Here is a 23,614-nt window from a genome sequence, read left to right as displayed (position 1 = left end):
TTATTACCAAATGATTGAATAAGTCATCACTCCAGAGTTACCGATCATTTTGATTGGCACAATCAGTTCCGATGATCCGTCTGGAGCATTTCTGATGGTTGGGGATTCTCTCCCTTCAAAAGAGATATAATAGGAATGGTCATCTATTGCGTACAAATCATTTGGCAGTTTCTCGATGCTAGCACCTTGAGCTACCAGTACATAGGCTTGTTGGGATTCATTTTCGTTGACCACCTTAACTGTTCTAGCGAGCTTCTTTCCTGAATCTTTACTATCAAAAGTCTCAGAAAGCCTCACACCAGGCATGGTATAAGTGATTATTGGAGATCCGTTACTTTTCAATTCATAGCCTTCATAGCTAAAGCCGTCTATTTCCTCTGGCCAAACAGCGTCTTTGGAGGCAAGTGGTGCAACACTAGGCTTTCCTGCGAATTCGATTACATTTCCCAAAGGTAACATCAGCTGAGTTTCACCTCTGCCATACCACATTGGGGTAGTTTCCACAAAATCACCTCTCCACACATTCAACAATTCCCCCCGACTCAAATCAATCGCATAATTTACACCTCCTAGTTCGCCAACTGCCATGGTATGTGTGCGCTTTTCTACTTGATGCATTAGGAAACCACGTTGCATTGCAGCTCTATCGCTTACTTTCACGGCAATTTGCCCAACTGGATCAGCCGCCCTTAAAGGGACATTCAATGCTGTTTTAGCAACGCCCTTCCCTTCTACTGTCAGTGTGATATCATTACTCGGAGCGTACCAATGCCCAAAAGTCTTGAAGTAATTCAGTTTTACTTGATGCTCTCCTGCTGGTAATTGAATGGAACCATTTGCTTTGCCTGTGACGCCATCTACATAAACCACTTCCTCGTCATTTATAAACAGTTTTCCAGCCCCGTTTATTACTCCAGGAGGCGTATCGTCAGGAACCCAAGCGAGGTTAAGGTAAAAGAAATATTCTCCTGCACTAGGCACGGTCAAGGTTCCTTCTACTGTTCCAGAGAATTCATTTCGGGTAGCAGGAGCCAAATGGGCCAGCACATCGATAGGCATTTTCCCTTTTGGGGTAGCCGTTTCAAATTCATTGATCGTTTTGATGCCATCAAAATACGTGAGTTCCATATCCTCCAGCGTCACTTCTTCAGCCCCGTAGGCCTTATAGCTGATGTTTCGGATCGCTACGCCACCATGGTCACCTTGGATAATCAATGGCCCCAAAGCTTGCTCATCTGCGAAAAAAGCACCTTGCGTTGGGCCAGTAACCTCAATGTTCTTTTGTACCAATACGCCATTTTGATAAACAGAAGCAAATTTGGCGTTGGATAGCTTTTTCCCTTGAGAATCAAAGCGGGGAGCTTTAAAGACTATTCGTAGTGATTGCCAAAGCCCAGGTGCTCTACTGACATTTACCAAAGGAGGATGACCTTCAAAGCCTTCTCTTCCACTGCCTCTATTTTCATCCCAGCGCTGATAGATCGCACCGGCATCAGTGAATGTTGGATTTTGTACTGCCCAGGAATCAAACAGCTGAACCTCGTATCTCCCTTGAAGGTAAAGTCCTGAATTACTGCCTTTTGGCATCATAAAATCGAGGGAAAGCTCGATGTCTCCGTGCTCAAAAGAAGTTCTAATCTCCTGATTATCTTCTTTTTGCGGTGTATTTAGCAAAACACCAGTTCCGTTCTTGTCTTTGGATTTACCGCCTTCCAGATCATAATAAACTGACTCTACTATTCTCCAGTTGCTACCGGTAGGTTGAAATTCACTAAGATTTTGGAGTGGTAGCACTTCAAATGGAATTGGGCTCTCCTGTGCTATAGATGCTATCGCCTTGAAAAACAAGCAATAACAAATCAGAAATATTTTCTTATTCATTAGTAGGTTAAATAGGTAATTGACCTCAAAGTTAACCTTCTATCCAACTTAAAAAAATAGGATTATTACAAGATTAAATTTACCAGGTTTGGATCTATACAATAAAAAAGCAGGAGAAGATCTCCTGCCCTTTATTTGAAAACTAAACCAACTATTATTTAACTACCACAATGAATTCAAAAATAATACATTTATAATTAAATCAAAATTCCAAATAAAAATTTGTTAAGATTATTTCTTCTCCGGGAAGTTACCTCGTTTAAATGCAATTCCTAACGCCAAACCTTGGGAAAATTGAATTTTACTGTCTTGATCCAAATCGTAGATCATCAAACTTGTCAAACTAACATTAACTAGGTTGGACACTTTTGCTGTCAGACCGAAATCTAACCGGTGATCAATCGCATCAAAAGCGAAGGTCTCGTAGTTTGCATACATCTGATATCTAACCATTAAAGCAAGGTTTTCAGAAAGTTTTTTATTGTAGTCAGCAAGTAAGCTAAAGGCTAACCATTCGGTACGAACCGTCTCTCCTATATCGACGCCATAATTTTCGGGTACATTCAGGTACAAATCTGTATCTGTCACAAAAGTCCATCTTGGAGAAAATGGAGAAATTCGTAAGCTGAACTCATCATTTGGCTTATATTCTACACCCAGAGAAGTGGTGAGGTAAGCTGGGTTTAAAAATTTAGAAATCAGAATTTTATCTGCTCCTTCAGGAAATTCATAGCCTGGGGCAAACTGAGAAAGGAAGTTTATAGCAAAGAAATAATTCCACTTGTCGCTGATCTCATATCCCACTTTGGAATCAAGGAAAATACGGTCATTGGACTTTCGCCCTTCTTCGTCTTTGTTTTTCACCACTCCATAGATAAAGTCCATGGTATTATCCCAGGTCCATTTTTCTTTGGCATAATTAGCACGACCGTTGAGATAGACTCCCAAGGCGACTGAGTTCACACCACCGCCTTGCCAGTTACCACTAAATGCTGCCTGGTTTAGATTTAAACCACCGCCTATTTCCTTAAGCCAATAGCTTGTATCTTTAGCTACTAAAGTGGAGTCTTCTTGGGCAAAAAGTTGCCCACAAAATAAAATAAAGAGGAAAAGTGTAGAAATTCTTTTCATAATTAATGGATGTTGAATTATTTCAATATAAATAAATACTATGCAAATATGGAAAATGACTTGGAAAGAGAATTAATAATTCGTGATTATTTGGCTAGGCAGCGTACAACACTTGCAAATAACAGGACTTTACTCTCTTTTATTCGCACGTCCCTGTACTTTTTGGTTTCAGGCACCGCTTTGTTTGAGGTCAAAGAACTCGACCATGTGCGGGACTTGGGCTACTTGGCATTTGGATTGAGTTTCGTTTTTATTATCGTCGGGTTCATGAGTTACTTTCGTATCCGCCAAAAACTCAAAAAAGGAAACTATCTAAACATGTAATTCATGACATTCGAAATCGGTCTGGTTTTTTCTATCATTGGCCTCGCCATTATTCTATTTTTTACAGAAAAGTTCACCATTGACACGGTCTCCATCGGTGTAATGGTTGCGTTTATGCTCACAGGGATTTTAGATGTGGAAGAAGGATTGGCTGGCTTTTCCAACCCTGCTACCATTACAGTCGCAGCTATGTTTATTGTTTCAGCTGCTATTTTCAACACCGGATTACTAGATAGCTTCACCCACAAACTCAGCACCCAGGCTGGCAAAGGCCAAACGCACTTGTTATTTACATTAATGCTTTCTGCGGGATTTCTTTCCGCATTCATCAGCGATACAGCGGTAGTTGCTCTGCTGATGCCCGCCGTCATACGACTTCATAAAACGGATAACATTTCCCCTTCCAAACTACTTATGCCTCTTTCATTTGGCGCACTGATGGGCGGGATTTGTACACTTTTAGGCACGAGTACCAATATTCTCGTCAGCGGTATTGCAGAAAAAGCCGGTCTTCCTTCCTTCGGGGTTTTTGAAATGAGTCTGATGGGCCTGGTGTTTTTTGCAACTGGAATTATCTACATGCTCACTATTGGAAGATGGCTAACGCCTGATAGAAAACCAAAATCGGGTTTGGGTGAAAGTATAGAATTCGGTAATTACCTGGCGGAAGTAGTCATTCTAAAAGATTATGGTCAAATAGATGAACCGCTGTTCAAGCAAAGCCTTTTTGAAAAGCTTGGAATTAAGCCCTTGCAGATTATTCGTTTTGATGGTAGGAAAGTGCGGGTTTATCCCAACACATCTATTCAAGAAGGAGATATCATCCGGATAAACGGAGATAAAGAAACCTTGGAAAAAATAAAAGAAACTCAAGGAATTGAGCTCAAGGCAGATCTGAAATGGAATGAAGAAAATATCACAAATGAAGAAGAGAGGCTTTATGAGGCTTTAGTAACACCTAATTCCTTCCTTGTAAACAAAAGTATTAAAGGACTGAATTTCAAAAAAATATACAATCAGGTTTTGGTAATCGGAATCCGACACAGATCAGACATGCTCAACACCCTGCTATCCAAAACAGCCCTGCGTGCAGGTGATATTTTACTACTCAGAGGGACAGAGGAATCTATCCAAAGCATAGAAAACAGTGATGATCTTTTACTTCTTTCAGAGACTAAAAGCCATCCACTGAATAAGACCAAAAGTATTTTGACACTTGTAATCCTTGGCTTGATTATCGGATTGGCATCCTTCGAAGTCTTCCCCATAGTGGTCACAGCAATTGCTGGCGCGATTACCTTAATCATATTGGGCTCTCTCAGCACTGAGCAAGCTTATAAGGCGATCGATTGGAAAGTCATACTCATGCTGGCAGGAGTGTTATCCATGGGCGCAGCATTGGAAAAAACAGGTGGATCCGAATTAATTGGAGCTTCTATTGTAGAAAGCGTGGGAGAATTTGGGCCACGAGCTGTAATGAGTGCGCTGTTTGCGCTTACTTTTATGATGACCAATGTGATGTCAAACAATGCCACTGCTGCACTCCTTGCCCCGATCGCCATCAGCATAGCTGCGGCGTTGGACGTGGATTCAAGACCTATGCTGATGGCCGTGACCTTTGCTGCCAGTTTGAGTTTTATGACACCAATGGGTTACCAAACCAACACGATGATTTACACACCTGGAAATTATAAATTCAGAGATTACCTAAAAGTTGGAACTCCGCTAAATCTGCTTCTTTGGATCGTAGCAACTTTCGGAATCCCATTCTTTTTTCCTTTCTAACTGTTTATAGGTAATTATTTATCAAGTACTTACGATAAAAGTAAAAACTTTAACTTCATTCAAAAAACAACCATGAAAATCTTCGGTATTATACTCATCCTTGCAGGCATATTTATGCTATTCAGCAGTAGTTTCTCATTTACTACCAAAGAAAAAGTGATCGATGCCGGCCCTATTCAGATAAGTGCAGACAAAAAACGAGAAGTTCAATGGCCCACTTACGCAGGCGGGATTGTAACGGCTGTTGGAGTGATTATGCTGGTAGCAGCACAGAAAAAAAAGTAACTTTATACACTGTTTTTTCATTTACTAACTCTATCAAAATTTGAAATTAGCTGCTGTAGATATTGGCTCAAATGCCATCAGAATGCAAATCACCAGCGTATCACAATACGAAGGAAAAATCAATTTTAAGAAAGTAGAATACCTCCGTTTTCCCCTGCGCCTAGGTTTGGATGTGTTCAACAACCAAAAGATCTCTGATATCAACAGAAGGAAGTTCATCAAACTGATGAAGGCCTTTAAGATTTTGATAGATCTCTATGAGGTGGATGATTACATGGCATGTGCTACTTCTGCCATGCGGGAGAGTATCAACGGAAAGGAAATAGCACTTGAAGTAAAGGAGGAGATAGGACTGAAAATCAATATTATAGATGGAAACCGTGAGGCTGAATTGATCAATATTTCGCTCAACAAATTTTTTGACGAGAAAACTTACATCCATATTGACGTGGGTGGTGGAAGCACAGAACTTAACCTGTACAAGGAACGGGAAAAAGTAGCGTCGAAATCATTTCAGATAGGCTCGGTACGTTCTCTCGAAGACAAAGTTGCTACTCCAGTGTGGGCTTCCATGGATAAATTCATTGAAAAGCATTTGCAGAATGAGCCCAACGTCACCTCTATAGGAACGGGTGGAAATATCAATAAGATCTTTGAACTCACTCAGCCGCGTAAAAACAAACGATACCTGGACCTCAGTAAAATCGATGAGGTATTAGCTCATTTGGGAATCCTTACTTTTGAAGAACGGGTGAATAAACTCAACCTGAACCATGATCGTGCGGATGTGATTATTCCTGCTGGGAAAATATACCAGCATGTGATGAAAGCTGCAAAGTCCAAAAAAATGATCGTTCCCGATTTGGGTTTGAAAGATGGGATAATCCAACTTCTCTATGAGAAAAACAAAGCAAAAAAGCCCCTTTAATCTGGGGCTTTTTGCATTTTAGTCAACAAGTTGAACCTGCATTACATGATCTGCATCAAGATTGAAAAACTCCCGATGCACATTGAACTCAGGTTCATCTCCTACCGGGTGCTTGGCGATATAGGTACCATCCTCCTGCATCACATACGCATTCGTATTGTCTTTGAGGTTATAGGCAAGAATATTCATCAATTGCTTTTCAAGCAGTGGTGATTCCACTTTGAAGAGCGCTTCTAGCCTCTTGTCAAAGCTTCTAACCATCATATCAGCACTACCGGCATAGGTTCGTGTATCTCCGTTATTATGGAAATAATAGATTCTGGAATGCTCCAAGAAATCTCCTACTATCGATAGAACTTCAATATTTTCACTCAAACCTACCCTTCCAGGTCTGAGACAGCAAATTCCCCTTACAATCAGCTTTATGGTAACTCCAGACTGAGAAGCTCTATATAAGGCATAAATAATCTCTGAATCTTCCAGGGAATTGACTTTGATAAAAACACCACTTGGAAGGCCATTTCGGGCATTTTCTGCTTCTTTTTCGATATACTCGATGAGCTGATTTCTCATTTCCCGAGGTGCCGTGATCAGGTTTTGGTACTGGGATGGCATGGAGTGACCAGTGATTACATTGAAAAACTCGGACACATCATTTGCCAGGGTCTCATTTGTGGTCATCAATCCAATATCAGTATAAAGACGCGCGGTATCTTCGTTATAATTCCCAGATCCTAGGTGCACATATCGGGTGATTTCTCCACCGTCACGTTTTACGATCAGGAGAAGTTTGGTGTGGGTTTTCAGATGGGAAATCCCATAAATCACAAAGCATCCTGCTTTTTGAAGTTTCTTTGCTTCTCTAATATTATTCTCCTCATCAAATCTCGCCTTCACCTCGAATAGCACAGAAACGTGCTTCCCATTTTCAGCAGCTTTCAAAAGTGCTTTCGTGATCCTACTATCCTTAGCCAATCTGTAGATAGTCATTTTGATAGCCATCACATCCGGATCTTCGGCAGCTTTCTCTACCAAATCCAGAATAGAATCTATATTATTGTAAGGGTGGTGCAGAAGAATATCCTTCTCTTTCAGCACGTCAAAAATATCGGCTATGCCCTCATCCTGATAGGAAAGTGGCTTCACAGGATCAGGAATCTGAGGCAGTCGCTCGCGGAACTTCTTATTCCCTACAATTTGCCAAAGTCCGGTAAAATCTATCAAACTGGATCGCTTGACAAGAAAAACAGAATCCATTTTCAGATTCCATCGTTCCAAAAGGGAATTCATCATCCATTTGCTATAGCCCTCCTCTATTTCTATCCGTACTACACGACCACTTTTTCTTTCCATCAATTTCCGCTTCACTTCTTCGAGAAAGTTTGCATCCATGTCCTCACTTTCTTCCAAGGTAAAATCACCGTTTCTGGTGATACGGAAAAGGCTGATACCTTCGATTTCTACATTTCTGAAAAGAGAAACTATATTCTCGCGGATTACTTCTTCTATGGGAATGAGCAATAGAGAGTCTTCACGCTCGATTTCGAAAAAGCGGGGAATATTGGCTGGAATCTGCACAAAACTCATCTTCCGCATATCCTGCCTGTCGCCTGGACTGGTAGTCACCACTCCAAAAACCAGTAATTTATTCATCAAAATCGGAAAAGTCCTGTACCCATCATAGACCATAGGAGTCAGCATGGGGTAAATGGCTTTGACAAAGTAATCGTGAACTTTTTCCTGCTCTTTTTCGGTCAGTTTGGAAGTATTGCAAAGAATCACTCCCTGCTCCTGTAGCTGCGGCATAATCCTTTCGGAGAATTGCTCATGCTGCTCAGAATGGAAGATGTGACTCTCACTCATGAGCTTTGCCTTGAAAGGCTCTTCCCTCAAGCCTGAATAATCCACCCGTTCTTTATCGTAATCCAGGTAATTATACAAAGAGCCTACCCGAATCATAAAAAATTCATCCAGGTTGGAAGCGGTGATCGCAAGGAATTTAAGCTTTTCAAAAACAGAACGATGTGACTTCCTGGACTGATCCAGCACACGCTCATTGAATTTCAACCAACTTAAATCTCTGCTGACAAGATCACTCTGCTGTATAATCGAATCGTATTTTTCAACAACTGCCAATTTCATTGTGCTCAAAGTTAATAGTTAGAAGCAAGTTAAGTTATGCTTGCTTAATTTGGGTTTATCGCAATGTTAATAATTAAAAAAGGGGCCGAAAAGCCCCTTTTAAATTAAGTATCGATTTTGGCGTATTTCGCATTTTTCTCGATAAAATCTCTTCTCGGGGCGACTTCATCTCCCATTAGCACGCTAAAGAGGTGATCCGCTTCGGCAGCCGACTCTATGTTGACCTGCTTGATCGTACGGACATTTGGATCCATGGTAGTAGTCCAAAGCTGCTCAGGGTTCATTTCTCCAAGACCCTTGTATCGCTGTATGCCGACACTGTCTTCTTTGCCGTCTTTTGCCATTTCCGCAGTTAGAACTTTACGTTCCTCTTCAGTCCAGCAATATCTTTCGTCCTTTCCTCTTTTCAATAAGTATAAAGGAGGTAAGGCAATATAAACGAATCCTTTTTCAATCAATGTACGCATGTATCTGAAAAACAAAGTAAGGATAAGCGTACGAATATGAGATCCGTCAATATCAGCATCCGTCATGATGATGATTTTATGATATCGAAGTCCAGTTAGATCGAGTTCCTTATCATCATTTACCGTTCCGAATTTAACACCCAGAGCAGTTAGAATGTTTTTGATCTCTTCGTTATCGTAGATTTTGTGCTCATGCGCTTTTTCTACGTTTAGAATTTTACCCTTCAAAGGCAAAATCGCCTGGAAATCACGATCTCTACCTTGCTTGGCAGACCCACCTGCTGAGTCCCCTTCGACAAGGTACAATTCACAGACTGTAGGATCACTATTGGCACAATCGGCTAGCTTACCTGGAAGACCACCGCCTCCAAGTACGTTTTTACGTTGCACCATTTCACGCGCTTTTCTGGCAGCGTGTCTGGCTTGAGCAGCCAAAATCACCTTCCCTACTATGATTTTTGCTTCCTTAGGATGCTCTTCCAACCAAATCTGCAAAGCTTCCGAAACAGCAGAATCCACAGCACCTACCACATCGGAGTTACCGAGTTTGGTCTTTGTCTGTCCTTCAAATTGCGGTTCAGCAACTTTTACAGAAATTACTGCGGTAAGTCCCTCACGGAAATCATCACCTGAAACTTCCATCTTCAACTTGTCCAGCATTCCAGACTTGTCAGCATATGATTTCAGTGTTCTCGTCAATGCTCTTCTGAATCCCGAAACGTGGCTACCGCCTTCGTACGTATTGATGGTATTCACATAGGAAACCACATTTTCAGAATAAGAGCTATTGTAGTTCATGGCTACCTGCACAGGCACACCATTCTTTTCTGTATCAATAGAAATTGGCGTATCAATGATCTTCTCACGGCTAACGTCCAAATACTGAACGAATTCTACCAAACCGCCTTCTGAGAAGAACTCATCTGATTTCACCGATCCATCATCCTCAGTTTCTCTAAGATCTGTGAGGTGAATTCTAATTCCTGCATTCAAAAAGGACATTTCACGAAGCCTGTTAGCAATCGTTTCGTATTTGAATTCAGTGATTGCAAAAATACTTGCATCCGGTTTGAAATGGATGGTAGTACCTCTTTTATCCGTAGTACCAACTTGCTTAGCAGGATACTGAGGAACACCAATTTTAAACTCTTGCTCGGTAATTACTCCATTACGATAAACTGTCGCTTTTAAGTCAGTAGAAAGTGCATTCACACAGGATACACCTACACCGTGCAAACCACCGGAAACCTTATAAGTATCCTTATCGAATTTACCACCAGCGTGAAGCACGGTCAACACTACTTCCAGCGCAGACTTTTTCTCCTTGTCGTGCATTTCAGTAGGAATACCACGACCGTTATCTTCCACGGTAATTGAATTATCTTCATTCACGGTGACCTTTATCGTGTCACAGTGCCCTGCAAGTGCCTCATCAATAGAGTTATCGACAACTTCCCAAATGAGGTGATGGAGGCCTTTGACCCCTACATCACCGATATACATAGCAGGCCTCTTACGAACTGCTTCAAGACCTTCTAATACCTGAATATTACTGGCACCGTAATCGCCTAGATTCTTCGCTTTTTCTTCACTCATATGTTTTGGAGAAAACCCTCAAATTGGGTCTAAAAAGGTGATTTTATGTTCTTTTTAAGATTCGGCAAGATAGGAAAAAAATGTGACTCTACACAGCTTTGACTGAAACCCAGTTGCACAAAAATCCATTTGAAATCCAGCTGCCCAACCTACTGGATTACAGTACTTTTAATAGAGGTTTGAGGCTATCATCACTAAAGTACAAGCTTGAAGCACCTCAATACCATTCGCTTTTGCTTTCTGAAAAAAATCAGGATTTTCCGTTCCGGGATTAAAGATAATTCTTTTCGGCTTTAGCCCAACCAAATAATCAATCCACTCGGCTTGATGAGCAGGACCAATGTAGAGCGTAATGGTATGGATTTGTTCCAAAGCGGGTTTGGTACGAAGATCGAGGATCTCCTCCCCAAAGACCTCCCCGGACTTAATTCCTATAGGAATAAAAGGAAAGCCTGCATCTGCTAACCTACTCGCTGCGAAATAAGCATAACGTGTGCGATTAGTAGTGGCTCCTACGATCAATGTGAGCTTCTCAGACATCTTTTCTGCTTCCATAGACCCGGTCTCGCTCAAAGGTATCCATATGCCTGTGTTTTTTGGTTTCATAGATATCTGCCAGCGTAATCAGAATCCCTGTCTCTTCCACCTCTCCAAATTCATCATTCAGAGCTGTTCCAAAAGTCATCATGGTTGGGGAAAGGTTCATGTAGGTATTGATTAGCGGAGGAATATTCTCTCCGTAAGTTCTGATTCTACCGTTCAGCAATTTGTATCCTTCCTTATAGACCAAGCCTTCAAAGGGATTTCCCGCATTAGGTAGCTCAGTTTCATACCCAAGTTTCAGTTCTTCTTTAGGCTTAACCAATCCATCTTTATCAGGGAAATAATAATTCATGAACATCAGCAATAAATCCCTAGCCTCTCGGCTGAAATGTGGGTACATGGTCACTTTTCCAAAAAGGTATTTGACTTCTGGACTCAATAATACAACAGCGCCTAGTCCATCCCAAAGGTTGTCCAAACTAAAAATGCCTTTTCTGTTGTCCAACGCTGGTTGGTATTTAGGCTGCACAAACGACCTACCTAATTCAATAGTATAAGGAATGTAATCTTTGATAAAGCGCTCCGAAAAATCAAACAAATGGGTTGTTGACAGGTTGAGACTTCCATCCTCTTTGATTGAATTCTTGCAGTCAATCAATCTATAGCCTGCCACGATTTCCTCATCTTCTGGATTCCAAGTCACCAGTTGCTCGTAGCAATTAACGCAGATATCGTTTTCATCAAGATCCAATTCAAGCCCGGTTCCTCCTCCGGCAGCTCTAAAGGTCAACTCGCGCAATCTCCCAATCTCTCGAACTACATTCGGTGAATTATGGAAATTGACCAAGTAAACCAGATTATCTCCATTGTTGCTATATCTTAAAAATCGATCCGGAGTCAACTCAGCCTTTAATAGTTCTTTGCCAATTGCCGGAATTATTTCTGCTTCTTTATTCATTCTTTTTACCAAGTTCGTAAACTAAATCCTTCACATGTTCAGCCCACTGTGCATCCGTTTTGGAGGAGTCAAAGCTTTGATAGGAAAGCTGTTCCCCTACCGTGATTACCACTTTTTTTCCTTGCTGCTTATACAGTTCATCAGCTAGGTAAAACATTTCAATATTTGCTTTAATACCAATTCTCTTTCTCCAATAAGCCAAATTGTAGAAAAATTTAGAATTTTTGCCTCCTATAAAACAAGGTAGTACATCTTTTTTGTATTTCTTCGCTTTGGAAATAAAGCTCTTCTTCCATTGTAAATCCCGGATTCCCGTTTCATCTTTCCGTGACACAAGTCCTGCGGGGAAGATTAGGACAGCATATCCCCCAGAATACGCTTCCTCAATAGCGGCCAAGGTATCTGCGGAATTCTTTCCGTGTTTGTTGATCGGAATGAATAAGGGATCAAAATTCTTCAATGCCATTAAGAGGTCATTTACCAGAAATCTCATGTCTGGCCTTACTTTTCCAATAGCCTTCATTAACGTGATCCCATCAGCTCCCCCTAGAGGATGGTTTGCAGCAATAATAACCCCTCCTGTCTTCGGGATATTCTCCGCTCCTACTAGCTCCACATCTATATTAAGCTCTTTTATTATTCCGTTGCCAAAGTCCAACCCATGTAGATGATCTACTTTGTCAAGCACATCATTCATCCATTCTTCATGAGTTACACGCTTAATGTACTTGAGCAAAAAACCCGGCATCCATTTTAAGAGACTTGGATTCTTAGAATTAATGGACCTTTCTATATCAATGAATTTCTTAGGCATAGTTAGGCTCAGGCTGCTATTTGGGCGACAGGATACAGAATTTTTAGTTTTTTATTTGAAAATAATTCTAAAAGTACAAAAAAACAGGCTTACCGATCAGATTAGAGAATAGTTAACAATAAGTAGCCTGAGTACCAATCAACTTAATTTGAATCTACTTGATCTAACTGGGTCAGGTTTCTTCATTTTCCAGAAAAAAGTTAACCCTTCTTTTCAATTGCAAAACCATCCTCAAGTAAGGATTCAAAAGTGGAAGCACTGCATGCCTCCGATTAATTCCTTATTTTTGCAACCTGAAAAAAACACAGCTATGAGCGAATCCATCTTATCACTTTGTCCTGGGCCTTGGAAAGATTATGAACTTATTGACACCGGAGGTTTTGAGAAATTGGAGCGATTTGGTGAATTCATTCTCAGCAGACCAGAGCCTCAGGCGATTTGGGATAAAACGCTCCCAGAAAGTGAATGGAGAAATCTGGCCCATGCGCACTTTGCCAAAGAAAAGAGCAATCCTGAAAAGGGAAACTGGGAGCAACTGAAAAAAATGCCCCACAACTGGGCAATAGAATATGCCAACGAAGAGGGATTGAATCTTAAGCTAAACCTAGCTCAGACTTCCTTTAAGCACATTGGTCTCTTTCCTGAGCAGGCGGTAAACTGGGATTACCTTTACAAAACCATTCGGCGCTCGCCTATTTCAAAACCAAAAGTACTCAATCTTTTCGCCTATACCGGTGCTGCAAGTGTAGCCGCCAAAGCTGCAGGTGCCGATGTCACCCACTTGGATTCTGTGAAACAGGTAGTGACCTGGTCTAGACATAATATGGAGTCTTCAGGTCAATCCGATATCCGCTGGATGGTGGATGATGCGATGAAATTCATCAAAAGAGAAGCGCGCCGAGGAAACAAGTACAATGGAATTATCCTTGATCCCCCTGCTTATGGCCGTGGACCAGATGGAGAAAAATGGGTGCTGGAAGAGCAGATCAATGAAATGTTGAAAGTCTGTGCGGAGATCTTGGATCCAAAAGATCATTTCCTCCTGCTCAACATGTACTCCCTTAGCTTTTCTTCGCTCATCGCAGCGAATTTGATCAACACAACGTTCAAAAACGTACAAAATGCGGAGCATGGGGAGCTCTTCCTACAGGACAATCAAAACAAAAAACTTCCGCTGGGAATCTTCTTTAGGTTCTCCAGCTTTTGATCTAAATACCAGTAATGAATAACCGTCAGCTTTTCCTACAACATCTTGCCCAAACTACAGATTTCCCTTTGATGATCGAAGTGGAGAAAGCAGAAGGTATCTATCTTTTTGGACCCAATGGAGAGAAATACATAGACCTTATTTCAGGAATTGGGGTGAGCAACGTGGGACACAGACACCCAAAGGTGTTGACTGCGATTCAAGACCAGCTGGATAAATACCTGCATTTGATGGTCTATGGAGAATATGTACAAAGTCCCCAGTCACTTTTGGCTAAAGCATTGACCGATACCTTACCCGAAAAGCTGGACAATGTCTATCTGGTAAATAGTGGAAGCGAAGCGATTGAAGGTGCCTTAAAACTGGCAAAACGGTTTACCGGAAAGCCCAAATTGATATCCTGCGTCAATGCTTATCATGGAAGTTCGCATGGCTCATTGAGTGTGGGTGGAAATGAGATTTTCAAGCAAGCCTACAGACCTTTATTGCCAGGGATTAGCCATATTAATTATGGACAGATTTCAGACCTGGAAACCATAGATCAGGAAACAGCGGCGGTATTGATAGAAACCGTGCAGGGAGAAGCAGGAATTCGGGTGGCTTCACCGGAATATTTCAAGGCTTTGCGCAAGCGATGTGATGAAACAGGGACGTTATTGATTTTGGACGAGGTTCAATGCGGCTTTGGTAGAACGGGTAAATTCTGGGCTTTCGAGCATATGGAGATAGTTCCAGATATTCTAGTCTGCGCCAAAGGAATGGGCGGAGGAATGCCAATTGGCGCATTTGTAGCCAATAAGGAGGTCATGGGTGTTTTCAAAAACAATCCAATACTTGGACATATCACTACGTTTGGGGGACATCCGGTGAGTGCTGCGGCTTCTTTGGCTACGATTCAAATTCTTCTGGAGGAAAAACTGATTGAGGAAGTTGAAAAGAAAGCAGCTTTGATCAAGACTCTTTTGGTTCATCCAAAAATCAAAAGCATTAGGAATAAGGGATTATTAATGGCTGTTGAATTTGAGTCATTTGATGTGCTCAAGCCTATAATCGATCGTGCTATTGAATTGGGAGTGATTACCGATTGGTTTTTGTTCTGCGATGATGCAATGCGCATAGCGCCTCCTTTGACTATTACTGCTTCTGAAATCCATGAAGCTTGTGTTGTGATTTTGAAAGCTATAGAAGAGGTGAACTAATTTCTAATTTGAGATTTCTAATTTGAAATCTATCTCCTCCTCCCTTTAAGAACCTCAAATCCGGTGGCCGAGCGAATTCGTGGCCATTGTGATCCACTGGCAAAGAAGTGTACAATCAAAAAAAATATTGATATTTTAGCTAAGTAAAACCTATTCATTATGTCAAAACAGGAATTAATTGACAAAACGGTCGATATTTTAGAACAACTTCCAGAGGAAAAAATAAAGGAGATAAATGAGTTTGCTGATTTTATCCTAAAACGACTTGATGACAAAACACTTCAGGAAGGTATATACCATATGTTAAAGGAGGGTAAACCTTATCAATTTTTAGAGAAGGAGGAGGATATTTATCGAGTAGAAGATCTTAAAGAAAGGTACAAATGAAATCGAGATGGTCGATAACGACACACGCTAGCATGGTTACAAACGCTGCGAGATTCCATCCCGTATCCTTCGTGACGGGACAGGTCGTGGCAATTAAAAATCAATTGATAAACATATGAAAAAGGGAGATATTATTCTTGTCCCCTTCCCCTTTACAGATTTATCAGGATTAAAAAATAGGCCAGCCTTAGTTTTATTAGCCTCTGAATTTGATGTTACCGTGGCCTTTATCTCCACTCAGATAAAAGGATCATCACAATTTGATTTGCTAGTTCATCCAACGACAGACAATGGGCTGAAAAAAGACTCTATAGTCCGAGTTTCCAAAATTGCCACCTTGGATAAAGAGATCATTTTGGGCAGATTAGGTAGAGTATCTACCGATGATTTAACATCAATTGATTTGAAATTGATTCAGGCCTTTGCCATTAAAACCTAACTTTTTCCTTCACATAACTGTAAAGAGTGCTTTAAATCACTAGAGATCCTCAATCTTCATAATCACAAAGGCCATTTCGTCATCAATATTTTCAAATATCCAGATGTTACCACCTTTGGCAAAGTGCACGTTTGGAGATTGAGTAAGTTCAGGGATCTGTGCTTCAGAAATCAAGTTAAACTCTTGATCAAAAATACTTAGATATACATCGGCGCCAGTGCTGACATAGCTATCATATTCGTTGAGTTCTTCGCTAAAACGCTTCTTGTCTGAAAACCTGAAGTATCTCTGGTTTTTTTCATCCCAGAACAAGCTTCCATAGGATATTTCCTCTCCTATTTTCCGTTCAATATCTTTAATACCACCTGAAGTATATTCCACAGTCTTGGGCGGTACATATTCTTTCTCATAACCCAATAAGGGGGTGTCCCATTGTTGCACATGGACACTGTCACTTTGGAAATCAAATACATGCACTTCATTGAATGCATTCGAACTCACCAAAAAGTTTCCATTCGCCAACAAGGGATAAGCCCCCGTTCCATAGCCACCTGCATCATTCCCATCATAAAGAATCTTGATATATCGTTCAGAATTCTTTGCCCAATCAGGCATGTCAATCTTTTTATACGTTTGATTTTGCAGATCAATGTCAAGGATGAATTCCGTGTTACTTTGCCAGTGAGTGACTAAGGCTATAAATCGTTCAGGATTACGCTCATCCTGTTGCAGGGATCGGGCATAATATTCATTCACGCCGAGGTATTCTTCAACTATTTCCTCCAATTCCAGGTCTCTGACTAACTCGCCATTTTGGTCAAAAATCTTATAGAATTGATAATTCCAAAAAAGTATATGCTGATTTGGTAAAATTGTAAACTGTGGGTAGTCGCCTATTCCATTGGGGCCTTCCTTTTCGTACTGGATCTTTCTTTCCAATTTTAGCTCATTCAGGTCAACTCTCTCTGCCGAATTGTCCTTTCTATTGAAGTTAATCAGATAGCTCTTGTCAGCTGACAAACTGGAAGAGTATAGTTGATCCTGCAAATACAAAAACTCCTCCCCCGCATCGATCATCACAGTATCCAGAGATATCTTAATCTGATCGGATACACCCTGCTTTTTTTCTTCCTTAGAAGCGCAAGAACCAATGAATAAGAAGAAGCCCATGATCAACAAAAATAAAATACCGGTAAACAATCTCATAAAATCAGAATTTAGAAAACAGTTAAAAACTTACTGCACCAAAAGTTAAATGATACATGTCTAAATACCTGAATTGTAGATGTTACAAAAAGTTAAATGATGAAAAATCTACTAAATCCGGTTCTCAGCATGCTTATCGTTCTTAGAGATTCTCAATCTTTACAATCACAAAAGCCAGTTCGTCATCAATATTTTCAAAGATCCAAATGTTCCCATCTTTGGCAAAGTGGAAATTGGGAGATTGGGTGAGTTCAGGGATTTGAGCTTCGGAAATCAAGTTGAAATTTTTATCAAACACACTCAAGAACACATCAGCCCCAATGGTAGCATACTCTCCAAATTCATTGAGATCCTCTCCGAAATATTTTTTATCAGAAAACCTGAAATATCGTCCGTTTTCTTCATCCCAAACAAAGCTTCTATATGAAATTTCCTCGTCCATTTTTCGCACAATATCTTTCATTGAGCCTGAGTTATACTCAACTGTTTCAGGTGGAAGGTAAGTTTTCTTATATCCCAACAGCGGACTATCCCATTTTTTAACAGACAAGCTGTCCGTTTCTAAATCATAAATCAGTACCTCGTTGAATGCGCTAGAGCTGAGTAGTAATTTCCCATGAGCATGGAGTGGATATATTCCAGGACCATACACCGAAGCAAGAGATCCATCAAATAAAATCTCAAAATTATATTCGATATTTTTTTGATAGTCTGGAAGATCAACTTTTTTAGAAGTTCCCTTCTCCAAATCAAAGTCCACTATAAAATAAGTGTGTGTTTTCCATTGGGTAATTAAGCCTACCAGGTGGTTAGGGTCACTTTCATCCTGAATAAAAGATACTGGGAAAAAATCATTGCTACCGAGGTAATCTGCAGGAATTTTCTCCAATTCCAAATCCTTAACTAGCTGTCCCTCTTGATCAAAAATCTTATAAAAATTATAGGTCCAAAACAACAGGTTTTGATTGGGCAACAAAGTAAAAGAGGGGTAATCACCTATCCCATTGGGGCCTTCCCTTTCATATTGAATTTTTTTATCCAATTTCAGTTGATCCAAATCGATCTTCTCTGCAAGGTTATCCCTTCTGCTAAAATTGATCAAGTATTTGTTATCCTTAGATAGGCTGGATGCATACAACTGATCCTGCAAATACAAAAACTCCTCCCCCGCATCGATCATCACAGTATCCAGAGATATCTTAATCTGATCGGATACGCCCTGCTTTTTTTCTTCCTTAGAAGCGCAAGAACCAATGAATAAGAAGGAGCCCATGATCAACAAAAATAAAATACCGGTAAACAATCTCATAAAATCAGGATTTAGAAAATAGTTAAAAACTTACTGCACCAAAAGTTAAATGACACATGTCTAAATACCTGAATTGTAGATGTTACAAAAAGTTAAATGATGGAAAATCTACTACATCCTGTTCTCAGCATGCTTGTCGTTCTTAGAGGTTCTCAATCTTTACAATCACAAAAGCCAGTTCATCATTGATGTTTTCAAACATCCAGATATCACCATCTTTAGTGAAATATTTTAGTGGAAGCTTATCCAGTTCTGGTAGCTCAGCTTCAGCAATTAGATGGAAGCTCTTATCAAATACGCTTAAAAAAATTTCCGATCCAGTTGGTATAAATTCCCCGTACCCATTGAGCTCTTCTCCAAAATGAATTCTTTCTGAAAACCTTAAAAACCGTTCATTCTTCTCATCCCAAAATAAAAATTTGTAATTGAGATCTTCCTCATTTTTCCTGACAATTTCCTTTAATTGACCAGAGGTTCGTTCAATATCTTTCGGAGGCACATAACTTTTCTTTTCGCCCAATAAAGGGGTATTCCAGCTTTTCGTATAGAGGCTGTCTTTTTCCACATCAAAAATCAACACTTCGTTAAAGGCAGTCGTACTAAAAACGAGTTGCCCATTGACACTGATAGCTGCAGCACTGGGTCCATAGCTACCTGCAGGACTTCCTTCATACAAGAGGTTGACAGTGAATTCATTTAGCTTGTCTAATTCTGTCAACGCTATTTTTTTAAAGGTTTGTTTCTCCAAATCAAAGTCAAGTAGCAGGCGAGCCCCACTTTCCCAGTGCAAAACAGATGCAACAAGCCGGTCTGAATTGTTTTCAACTTGAAAAATTGCTCCTACAGCGTATTCATCAACCCCGAGGAATTCAGGGGCAATTTTGTCCAAGTCCAAATCCTTGACCAAGTGACCCGATTGATCAAAAACTTTATACATAAAATAATCCCAGATAAGTATATTCTCATCCGACCAATTCGAGAAGTTTGAAACGTAGGGAACCGCGTTAGTTACGCCATTAGGCCCCTCTTTTTCGAATTGAACCTGCTCTAAAAGCCTAAGTTCATCTAGGCTTATCTTCTGGGTAGTAAAATCTTGCCTGTTAAAATTGATCAGGTAGCTTTTATCATCAGATAGCGTAGAATAGTAAAGTTGATCCTGTAAATAAAGCAATTCATCGCCTGAATCCACGAAAACGGTATCTAAGGAAATGCTGATTTGATCCGAAACAATTTGCTTTTTCTCTTCCTTAGAAGCGCATGCACTAGTGGCTAAAAATAACCCAGCTACAATCAAACATCTCATAAAACCCTATTTTATAACTCAATTAAAACCCTTTAAAACTAAAAGGTAATTGATACACTTCTAAAAACCTGAATTGTAGATGTTACAAAAAGTTAATTCGAAGGCAGGAAATCCCATCGGTGCTATTTGCTGATGGAAATCTGCAATCTCAAATTTCAAATTTAAAATACTACAGAATCCCCTTCTCAGGATGCTTTCCAGTCACCGTTCTTCCAAAGACTTTAAGCTCTTCGATCTGCCCATCCATATTTCCATCAGGATAAATTACTGGTCCTATCCCCGCCTCTTTTTTCTTGTAATCCAAGTAACCAACCACTACCGGCACATTTGCTCCAAGTGCAATATGATAAAAACCTGATTTCCATTTTTTTACCTGACTTCTCGTTCCTTCTGGAGTCACCATGATGACCAGTTCATCCCGTTCATTCAGCATGGATACCATGGACTCGGTATAGGTCTGCTTTCTTCCTCCCGGTACACGTTTTCTATCAATGGCTATGGCACCAAGTCCTTTGAGAAGCCAGCCCAAAGGTCCTACCATCACTTCCTTTTTGATGGTAAAACGGACAGGAATATCCATCAGGAAAAATGCAGCACGCGCATAGAGAATATCCCAGTTGGAAGTATGGGGAATGGCGATAAGCACCGCTTTCTTCAATCCCTTAGGCCACTGGTCATTCAGGGACCAGCCCGAAATCCAAAACACCATACGTGACAAAAATTTCATCATGCTTTTACAGATTTTTTGCTTTTCACAGCTAATTCCAAAATAGAAGGATTATTCTCAATAAATTTCATCGTGTGATCGTATCCCACACCAAATAGTTCTGAAGCCTTTTTAATATCAAACACCCCATATTTCCCTAATGCTGGCGGCTCAATGAAATAATCACACTTAGACTTGCGGCTATATACATTGTAATTCATTGACATGATCACGGAGCGCTCTATCAGCTTTTTCATGGTGCTGATATTGGCTTCTTCAGGAAGCTGATTACAGTTCACCCCTATCACAAAATCACAAATGCCATCCAAGGGCTCAACGGGGAGATTATTTAGGACGCCACCATCAACCAGGTATCTTTTTCCAATGACTATAGGATCAAACATACCGGGAATGCAGGAAGACGCCATGATAGGCCGGATCAACTCGCCTTCAGAGTAATAGCGCACTTTCCCTTTTTTAATATCTGTAGCTGCTACGGTCAAAGGAATCTGCAATTGAGAAAAATCATCGTGATCCAGGTAAAGCTTGAAAAGACTACCTACTGAATCCATTTTAAGAAAACCAGTCAGAGAAATGGCCGGCCTCATAAACTTGAAATAATTTGTCTCAACTATGATTTTGAGAATTTCTTCCGGTGTGTAGCCTTGACAAAACATTGCACCCACAATAGCTCCGGCGGATGTTCCAGACACATTGGTAGGAAAAATCCCGGATTCGGTCAGAGCCTTTAAAACTCCCAAATGAGAAATCCCTCTAACTCCTCCCCCGGAGAAAGCTATTCCAATTTTTGCTTTAGATTTCATCGAGTCTGAATGTTTGATCCAATCGAACGCCCTTCTCAGTCATCTTGACCGTACAGCATTCATTCACAGGATCGTGCTCTAGAAAAAGAATGTATTCTTCCCTAGCTGCTTCATCTAAAAACGCAGCCTTTTCGTCCATCGTCAGGAGCGGTCGGGTATCATAGCCCATCACATAAGGCAAGGGTATGTGGCCAACAGAAGGCAGTAAATCCGCTACAAAAACTACAGTCCTGCCTTTATATTGTATTTTCGGCAGCATCTGCTTATCGGTATGCCCATCGACGGTAATAAAGTCGAAACCTGGCAGAAATGACTTTTTCTCTAAATCCAAATATCCCAGCTGTCCTAATTCTTGCATGGGAAGTATATTCTCTTCCAGAAATGAGGCTTTTTCTCGAGGATTAGGAACTGTCGCCCATTGCCAATGATCCTTGTTAGACCAGTAGGTTGCCCTCGGGAAAGTCATCTCGTATTGCCCATGTGAGCCATATTTCAATCCGCCTCCACAGTGGTCAAAATGCAGGTGCGTCAGAAAGTTATCCGTGATTTGATGAGGTGCAATGCCCAGTTTTTTTAAGCTTTTCTCCAAGGAATCCTCTCCATGTAGGTAGTAGTGAGAGAAAAACTTAGCATCCTGTTTATCCCCAATACCGTTGTCAATTAGCACGACTTTATTTCCTTCTACTACCAAGAGTGATCTCATGGCCCAGGTACAAAGGTTGTTTTCGTCTGCCTGATTGGTTCGAGTCCAAAGTGTTTTTGGCACCACACCAAACATGGCTCCGCCATCCAATTTGAAAAATCCAGTGTTGACTACGTATAAATCCATGGTATGAAAGAAAAAAAGGCTGCCTCAAAAGTACCTGTCATTGAGCGTAGCGTGATGTAATCCTTTACTAATGCAACGTTAAGGCACATTGTGATTACTTTCGTCTCACTCGAAATGACAGTCAAATTTACTTTTGAGACAGCCAAAACTAGTTTATTCAACTACCACACCCATCGAACAAAACTTGTCGATGCGTTGGTCAATTCTTTTTTCAGGTTTAATCTTGTCAAGCTCTTTTAGTGCTGCCAAAATTGCTTCTTTCAGCGTAACGGCCATTTTTTTCATGTCCTTATGTGCACCACCCAGAGGCTCAGGAATGATTCCATCGACTAAGCCATTTCCTTGCATGTCTATCGCTGTCAGTTTCAAAGCCTCTGCTGCCTGCTCCTTGTAATCCCAGCTTCTCCAGAGAATAGTAGAGCAGTTTTCAGGGGAAATAACAGAATACCAGGCGTTTTCCAGCATGAGTACGCGGTCTCCGATGGCTATACCCAATGCTCCTCCAGAAGCACCTTCACCGATGATGATGCAGATGACGGGTACTTTCAGCATAAACATCTCTTTGATGTTGCGGGCAATCGCCTCTCCTTGACCTCTTTCTTCGGCTTCTAGACCCGGGAATGCACCTGGAGTATCGATCAACGTGACAATAGGCTTACCAAACTTCTCCGCCATTTTCATCAGGCGTAGCGCTTTTCTATAGCCTTCAGGATTTGCCATCCCGAAGTTTCTCAGTTGACGCTGTTTGGTATTCCTGCCTTTCTGCTGACCTATAAACATCACTGATCTGCCGTCTAAATCGCCTAGACCGCCTACCATCGCTTTGTCATCGGCTACATTCCTATCTCCATGGAGTTCTACAAAATCATTAGTCATCTCGTAGATGTAATCCAGAGCGTAAGGTCTTTCCGCATGTCTAGAAAGCTGAACGCGCTGCCAGCGGGTCAGATTTTGAAACGTTTCTTTTTTCAAAGCAAGAATTTTATCTTCTAGGGATTCAATATCTGAGCTTAAATCGATATTTCTGCCGGTAGCCAACTCCTTCATTTCCTGAAGTTTTTGTTCTAAATCAGCTATAGGTTTTTCGAATTCTAATACCATTTTGGTGATTTTTGGGAAAAACAAAGATAAGCATATACGCTTGGGAATTAAAAATTTTTAAAAGATGCTATCTGATTATCCTACATCCTATCACTAGCTTTTTATTCCTTGTTACAATAACTGACAGAGTCCTAAGCAAGCTACCTTCTTAATACTCGATAAAAGCGCAGCTCGGGCAGTGATGATTTCGAATTTAGAAGGATTTATGTAAAATTATCTCCCTGAGAAATAAGTCCATACAAATTCTATC

At 40.7% G+C, this 23,614-nt stretch carries 22 protein-coding genes; 8 read left to right on the top strand and 14 right to left on the bottom strand.

Translation table 11 applies throughout. From position 1 onward, the window contains the following. Positions 1–3: 3 nt before the first annotated feature. Positions 4–1,881 (bottom strand): 3-keto-disaccharide hydrolase, encoded by a 1,878-nt coding sequence (locus BM386_RS02585; RefSeq protein WP_091691491.1) that lies wholly within the window; start codon positions 1,879–1,881, stop codon positions 4–6. Between the two features lie 231 nt (positions 1,882–2,112). Next, positions 2,113–3,012: a DUF3078 domain-containing protein gene (locus tag BM386_RS02580; RefSeq protein ID WP_091691490.1), complete on the bottom strand. Its 900-nt coding sequence runs from the start codon at positions 3,010–3,012 to the stop codon at positions 2,113–2,115. A 48-nt stretch (positions 3,013–3,060) separates the two neighbouring features. On the opposite strand from BM386_RS02580, the gene BM386_RS02575 reads away from it, so the two are divergent. The 4 genes from BM386_RS02575 to BM386_RS02560 all read left to right on the top strand — a co-directional run bounded on the left by BM386_RS02575 (position 3,061) and on the right by BM386_RS02560 (position 6,334). Then, positions 3,061–3,336: a DUF202 domain-containing protein gene (locus BM386_RS02575; protein WP_091691930.1), complete on the top strand. Its 276-nt coding sequence runs from the start codon at positions 3,061–3,063 to the stop codon at positions 3,334–3,336. Between the two features lie 3 nt (positions 3,337–3,339). After that, on the top strand, positions 3,340–5,121 hold the full coding sequence (locus tag BM386_RS02570; RefSeq protein WP_091691489.1) for an SLC13 family permease: 1,782 nt from the start codon (positions 3,340–3,342) through the stop codon (positions 5,119–5,121). Positions 5,122–5,193: 72 nt separating this feature from the next. After that, positions 5,194–5,406, top strand: coding sequence for a hypothetical protein (locus tag BM386_RS02565; RefSeq protein WP_091691488.1), 213 nt, complete (start codon positions 5,194–5,196; stop codon positions 5,404–5,406). Positions 5,407–5,446: 40 nt separating this feature from the next. Further along, on the top strand, positions 5,447–6,334 hold the full coding sequence (locus BM386_RS02560) for a Ppx/GppA phosphatase family protein (protein WP_091691487.1): 888 nt from the start codon (positions 5,447–5,449) through the stop codon (positions 6,332–6,334). A gap of 18 nt (positions 6,335–6,352) precedes the next feature. Here BM386_RS02560 and ppk1 read toward each other — a convergent pair whose 3' ends face one another. The 5 genes from ppk1 to glsA form a co-directional block, all read right to left on the bottom strand. Beyond that, positions 6,353–8,476: a polyphosphate kinase 1 gene (gene ppk1, locus BM386_RS02555; protein WP_091691486.1), complete on the bottom strand. Its 2,124-nt coding sequence runs from the start codon at positions 8,474–8,476 to the stop codon at positions 6,353–6,355. A 104-nt stretch (positions 8,477–8,580) separates the two neighbouring features. Beyond that, a complete protein-coding gene (gene gyrB, locus BM386_RS02550; RefSeq protein ID WP_091691485.1) occupies positions 8,581–10,539 on the bottom strand; it encodes a DNA topoisomerase (ATP-hydrolyzing) subunit B in 1,959 nt (652 codons plus the stop codon). A 168-nt stretch (positions 10,540–10,707) separates the two neighbouring features. Beyond that, on the bottom strand, positions 10,708–11,094 hold the full coding sequence (locus tag BM386_RS02545) for a CoA-binding protein (RefSeq protein ID WP_244545437.1): 387 nt from the start codon (positions 11,092–11,094) through the stop codon (positions 10,708–10,710). Beyond that, positions 11,072–12,040, bottom strand: coding sequence for a glycine N(alpha)-acyltransferase GlsB (glsB, locus tag BM386_RS02540; protein ID WP_091691484.1), 969 nt, complete (start codon positions 12,038–12,040; stop codon positions 11,072–11,074). The genes BM386_RS02545 and glsB overlap by 23 nt, the downstream gene beginning before the upstream one ends. Further along, a complete protein-coding gene (gene glsA / locus BM386_RS02535) occupies positions 12,033–12,854 on the bottom strand; it encodes a lyso-glycine lipid O-acyltransferase GlsA (protein WP_091691483.1) in 822 nt (273 codons plus the stop codon). The genes glsB and glsA overlap by 8 nt, the downstream gene beginning before the upstream one ends. Positions 12,855–13,164: 310 nt before the next feature. On the opposite strand from glsA, the gene BM386_RS02530 reads away from it, so the two are divergent. The 4 genes from BM386_RS02530 (at position 13,165) to BM386_RS02515 (ending at position 16,086) form a co-directional block, all read left to right on the top strand. Further along, positions 13,165–14,061 carry a class I SAM-dependent methyltransferase gene (locus tag BM386_RS02530; protein WP_091691482.1) on the top strand — a complete coding sequence of 299 codons (897 nt, stop codon included), beginning with the start codon at positions 13,165–13,167 and terminating at the stop codon, positions 14,059–14,061. Positions 14,062–14,075: 14 nt separating this feature from the next. Next, complete coding sequence (locus tag BM386_RS02525; protein WP_091691481.1) at positions 14,076–15,260, top strand: aspartate aminotransferase family protein; 1,185 nt, start codon at positions 14,076–14,078, stop codon at positions 15,258–15,260. Between the two features lie 159 nt (positions 15,261–15,419). Next, positions 15,420–15,647 (top strand): hypothetical protein, encoded by a 228-nt coding sequence (locus BM386_RS02520; protein WP_091691480.1) that lies wholly within the window; start codon positions 15,420–15,422, stop codon positions 15,645–15,647. Between the two features lie 115 nt (positions 15,648–15,762). Beyond that, the gene (locus tag BM386_RS02515) at positions 15,763–16,086 is read left to right on the top strand and encodes a type II toxin-antitoxin system PemK/MazF family toxin (protein ID WP_091691479.1); all 324 of its coding nucleotides are present in this window, start codon (positions 15,763–15,765) and stop codon (positions 16,084–16,086) included. Between the two features lie 39 nt (positions 16,087–16,125). Here BM386_RS02515 and BM386_RS02510 read toward each other — a convergent pair whose 3' ends face one another. From BM386_RS02510 to BM386_RS02480, 7 genes are all read right to left on the bottom strand, one after another. Continuing rightward, positions 16,126–17,292: a DUF4221 family protein gene (locus BM386_RS02510; protein WP_091691478.1), complete on the bottom strand. Its 1,167-nt coding sequence runs from the start codon at positions 17,290–17,292 to the stop codon at positions 16,126–16,128. A 142-nt stretch (positions 17,293–17,434) separates the two neighbouring features. Continuing rightward, positions 17,435–18,601 (bottom strand): DUF4221 family protein, encoded by a 1,167-nt coding sequence (locus BM386_RS02505; protein WP_091691477.1) that lies wholly within the window; start codon positions 18,599–18,601, stop codon positions 17,435–17,437. A gap of 142 nt (positions 18,602–18,743) precedes the next feature. Continuing rightward, positions 18,744–19,904, bottom strand: a complete 1,161-nt coding sequence (locus BM386_RS02500; protein WP_091691476.1) for a DUF4221 family protein — start codon at positions 19,902–19,904, stop codon at positions 18,744–18,746. Positions 19,905–20,073: 169 nt separating this feature from the next. Beyond that, entirely contained in the window at positions 20,074–20,634 is a 561-nt protein-coding gene (locus BM386_RS02495) for a 1-acyl-sn-glycerol-3-phosphate acyltransferase (protein WP_091691475.1), read from the bottom strand. Beyond that, the gene (locus BM386_RS02490; RefSeq protein ID WP_091691474.1) at positions 20,631–21,434 is read right to left on the bottom strand and encodes a patatin-like phospholipase family protein; all 804 of its coding nucleotides are present in this window, start codon (positions 21,432–21,434) and stop codon (positions 20,631–20,633) included. Before BM386_RS02490 ends, BM386_RS02495 begins: the two co-directional genes overlap by 4 nt. Next, the gene (locus BM386_RS02485; RefSeq protein WP_091691473.1) at positions 21,424–22,263 is read right to left on the bottom strand and encodes an MBL fold metallo-hydrolase; all 840 of its coding nucleotides are present in this window, start codon (positions 22,261–22,263) and stop codon (positions 21,424–21,426) included. Before BM386_RS02485 ends, BM386_RS02490 begins: the two co-directional genes overlap by 11 nt. A gap of 153 nt (positions 22,264–22,416) precedes the next feature. Continuing rightward, positions 22,417–23,364 (bottom strand): acetyl-CoA carboxylase carboxyltransferase subunit alpha, encoded by a 948-nt coding sequence (locus tag BM386_RS02480; protein ID WP_091691928.1) that lies wholly within the window; start codon positions 23,362–23,364, stop codon positions 22,417–22,419. Positions 23,365–23,614: the final 250 nt, after the last annotated feature.

It is taken from the genome of Algoriphagus locisalis (assembly GCF_900116615.1).
Classification (GTDB): Bacteria; Bacteroidota; Bacteroidia; order Cytophagales; family Cyclobacteriaceae; genus Algoriphagus; species Algoriphagus locisalis.
Note: the sequence above shows the minus strand (reverse complement) of the source record. Positions and strands in the feature narration are given on the sequence as shown.

Excerpts from the sequence above, each read along its gene's own strand:
- BM386_RS02585 (WP_091691491.1), bottom strand. The coding sequence starts at position 1,881 with ATGAATAAGAAAATATTTCTGATTTGTTATTGCTTGTTTTTCAAGGCG.
- BM386_RS02580 (WP_091691490.1), bottom strand. The coding sequence starts at position 3,012 with ATGAAAAGAATTTCTACACTTTTCCTCTTTATTTTATTTTGTGGGCAA.
- BM386_RS02575 (WP_091691930.1), top strand. The coding sequence starts at position 3,061 with ATGGAAAATGACTTGGAAAGAGAATTAATAATTCGTGATTATTTGGCT.
- BM386_RS02570 (WP_091691489.1), top strand. The coding sequence starts at position 3,340 with ATGACATTCGAAATCGGTCTGGTTTTTTCTATCATTGGCCTCGCCATT.
- BM386_RS02565 (WP_091691488.1), top strand. The coding sequence starts at position 5,194 with ATGAAAATCTTCGGTATTATACTCATCCTTGCAGGCATATTTATGCTA.
- ppk1 (WP_091691486.1), bottom strand. The coding sequence starts at position 8,476 with ATGAAATTGGCAGTTGTTGAAAAATACGATTCGATTATACAGCAGAGT.
- gyrB (WP_091691485.1), bottom strand. The coding sequence starts at position 10,539 with ATGAGTGAAGAAAAAGCGAAGAATCTAGGCGATTACGGTGCCAGTAAT.
- BM386_RS02545 (WP_244545437.1), bottom strand. The coding sequence starts at position 11,094 with ATGGAAGCAGAAAAGATGTCTGAGAAGCTCACATTGATCGTAGGAGCC.
- glsB (WP_091691484.1), bottom strand. The coding sequence starts at position 12,040 with ATGAATAAAGAAGCAGAAATAATTCCGGCAATTGGCAAAGAACTATTA.
- glsA (WP_091691483.1), bottom strand. The coding sequence starts at position 12,854 with ATGCCTAAGAAATTCATTGATATAGAAAGGTCCATTAATTCTAAGAAT.
- BM386_RS02530 (WP_091691482.1), top strand. The coding sequence starts at position 13,165 with ATGAGCGAATCCATCTTATCACTTTGTCCTGGGCCTTGGAAAGATTAT.
- BM386_RS02525 (WP_091691481.1), top strand. The coding sequence starts at position 14,076 with ATGAATAACCGTCAGCTTTTCCTACAACATCTTGCCCAAACTACAGAT.
- BM386_RS02520 (WP_091691480.1), top strand. The coding sequence starts at position 15,420 with ATGTCAAAACAGGAATTAATTGACAAAACGGTCGATATTTTAGAACAA.
- BM386_RS02515 (WP_091691479.1), top strand. The coding sequence starts at position 15,763 with ATGAAAAAGGGAGATATTATTCTTGTCCCCTTCCCCTTTACAGATTTA.
- BM386_RS02510 (WP_091691478.1), bottom strand. The coding sequence starts at position 17,292 with ATGAGATTGTTTACCGGTATTTTATTTTTGTTGATCATGGGCTTCTTC.
- BM386_RS02505 (WP_091691477.1), bottom strand. The coding sequence starts at position 18,601 with ATGAGATTGTTTACCGGTATTTTATTTTTGTTGATCATGGGCTCCTTC.
- BM386_RS02500 (WP_091691476.1), bottom strand. The coding sequence starts at position 19,904 with ATGAGATGTTTGATTGTAGCTGGGTTATTTTTAGCCACTAGTGCATGC.
- BM386_RS02495 (WP_091691475.1), bottom strand. The coding sequence starts at position 20,634 with ATGATGAAATTTTTGTCACGTATGGTGTTTTGGATTTCGGGCTGGTCC.
- BM386_RS02490 (WP_091691474.1), bottom strand. The coding sequence starts at position 21,434 with ATGAAATCTAAAGCAAAAATTGGAATAGCTTTCTCCGGGGGAGGAGTT.
- BM386_RS02485 (WP_091691473.1), bottom strand. The coding sequence starts at position 22,263 with ATGGATTTATACGTAGTCAACACTGGATTTTTCAAATTGGATGGCGGA.
- BM386_RS02480 (WP_091691928.1), bottom strand. The coding sequence starts at position 23,364 with ATGGTATTAGAATTCGAAAAACCTATAGCTGATTTAGAACAAAAACTT.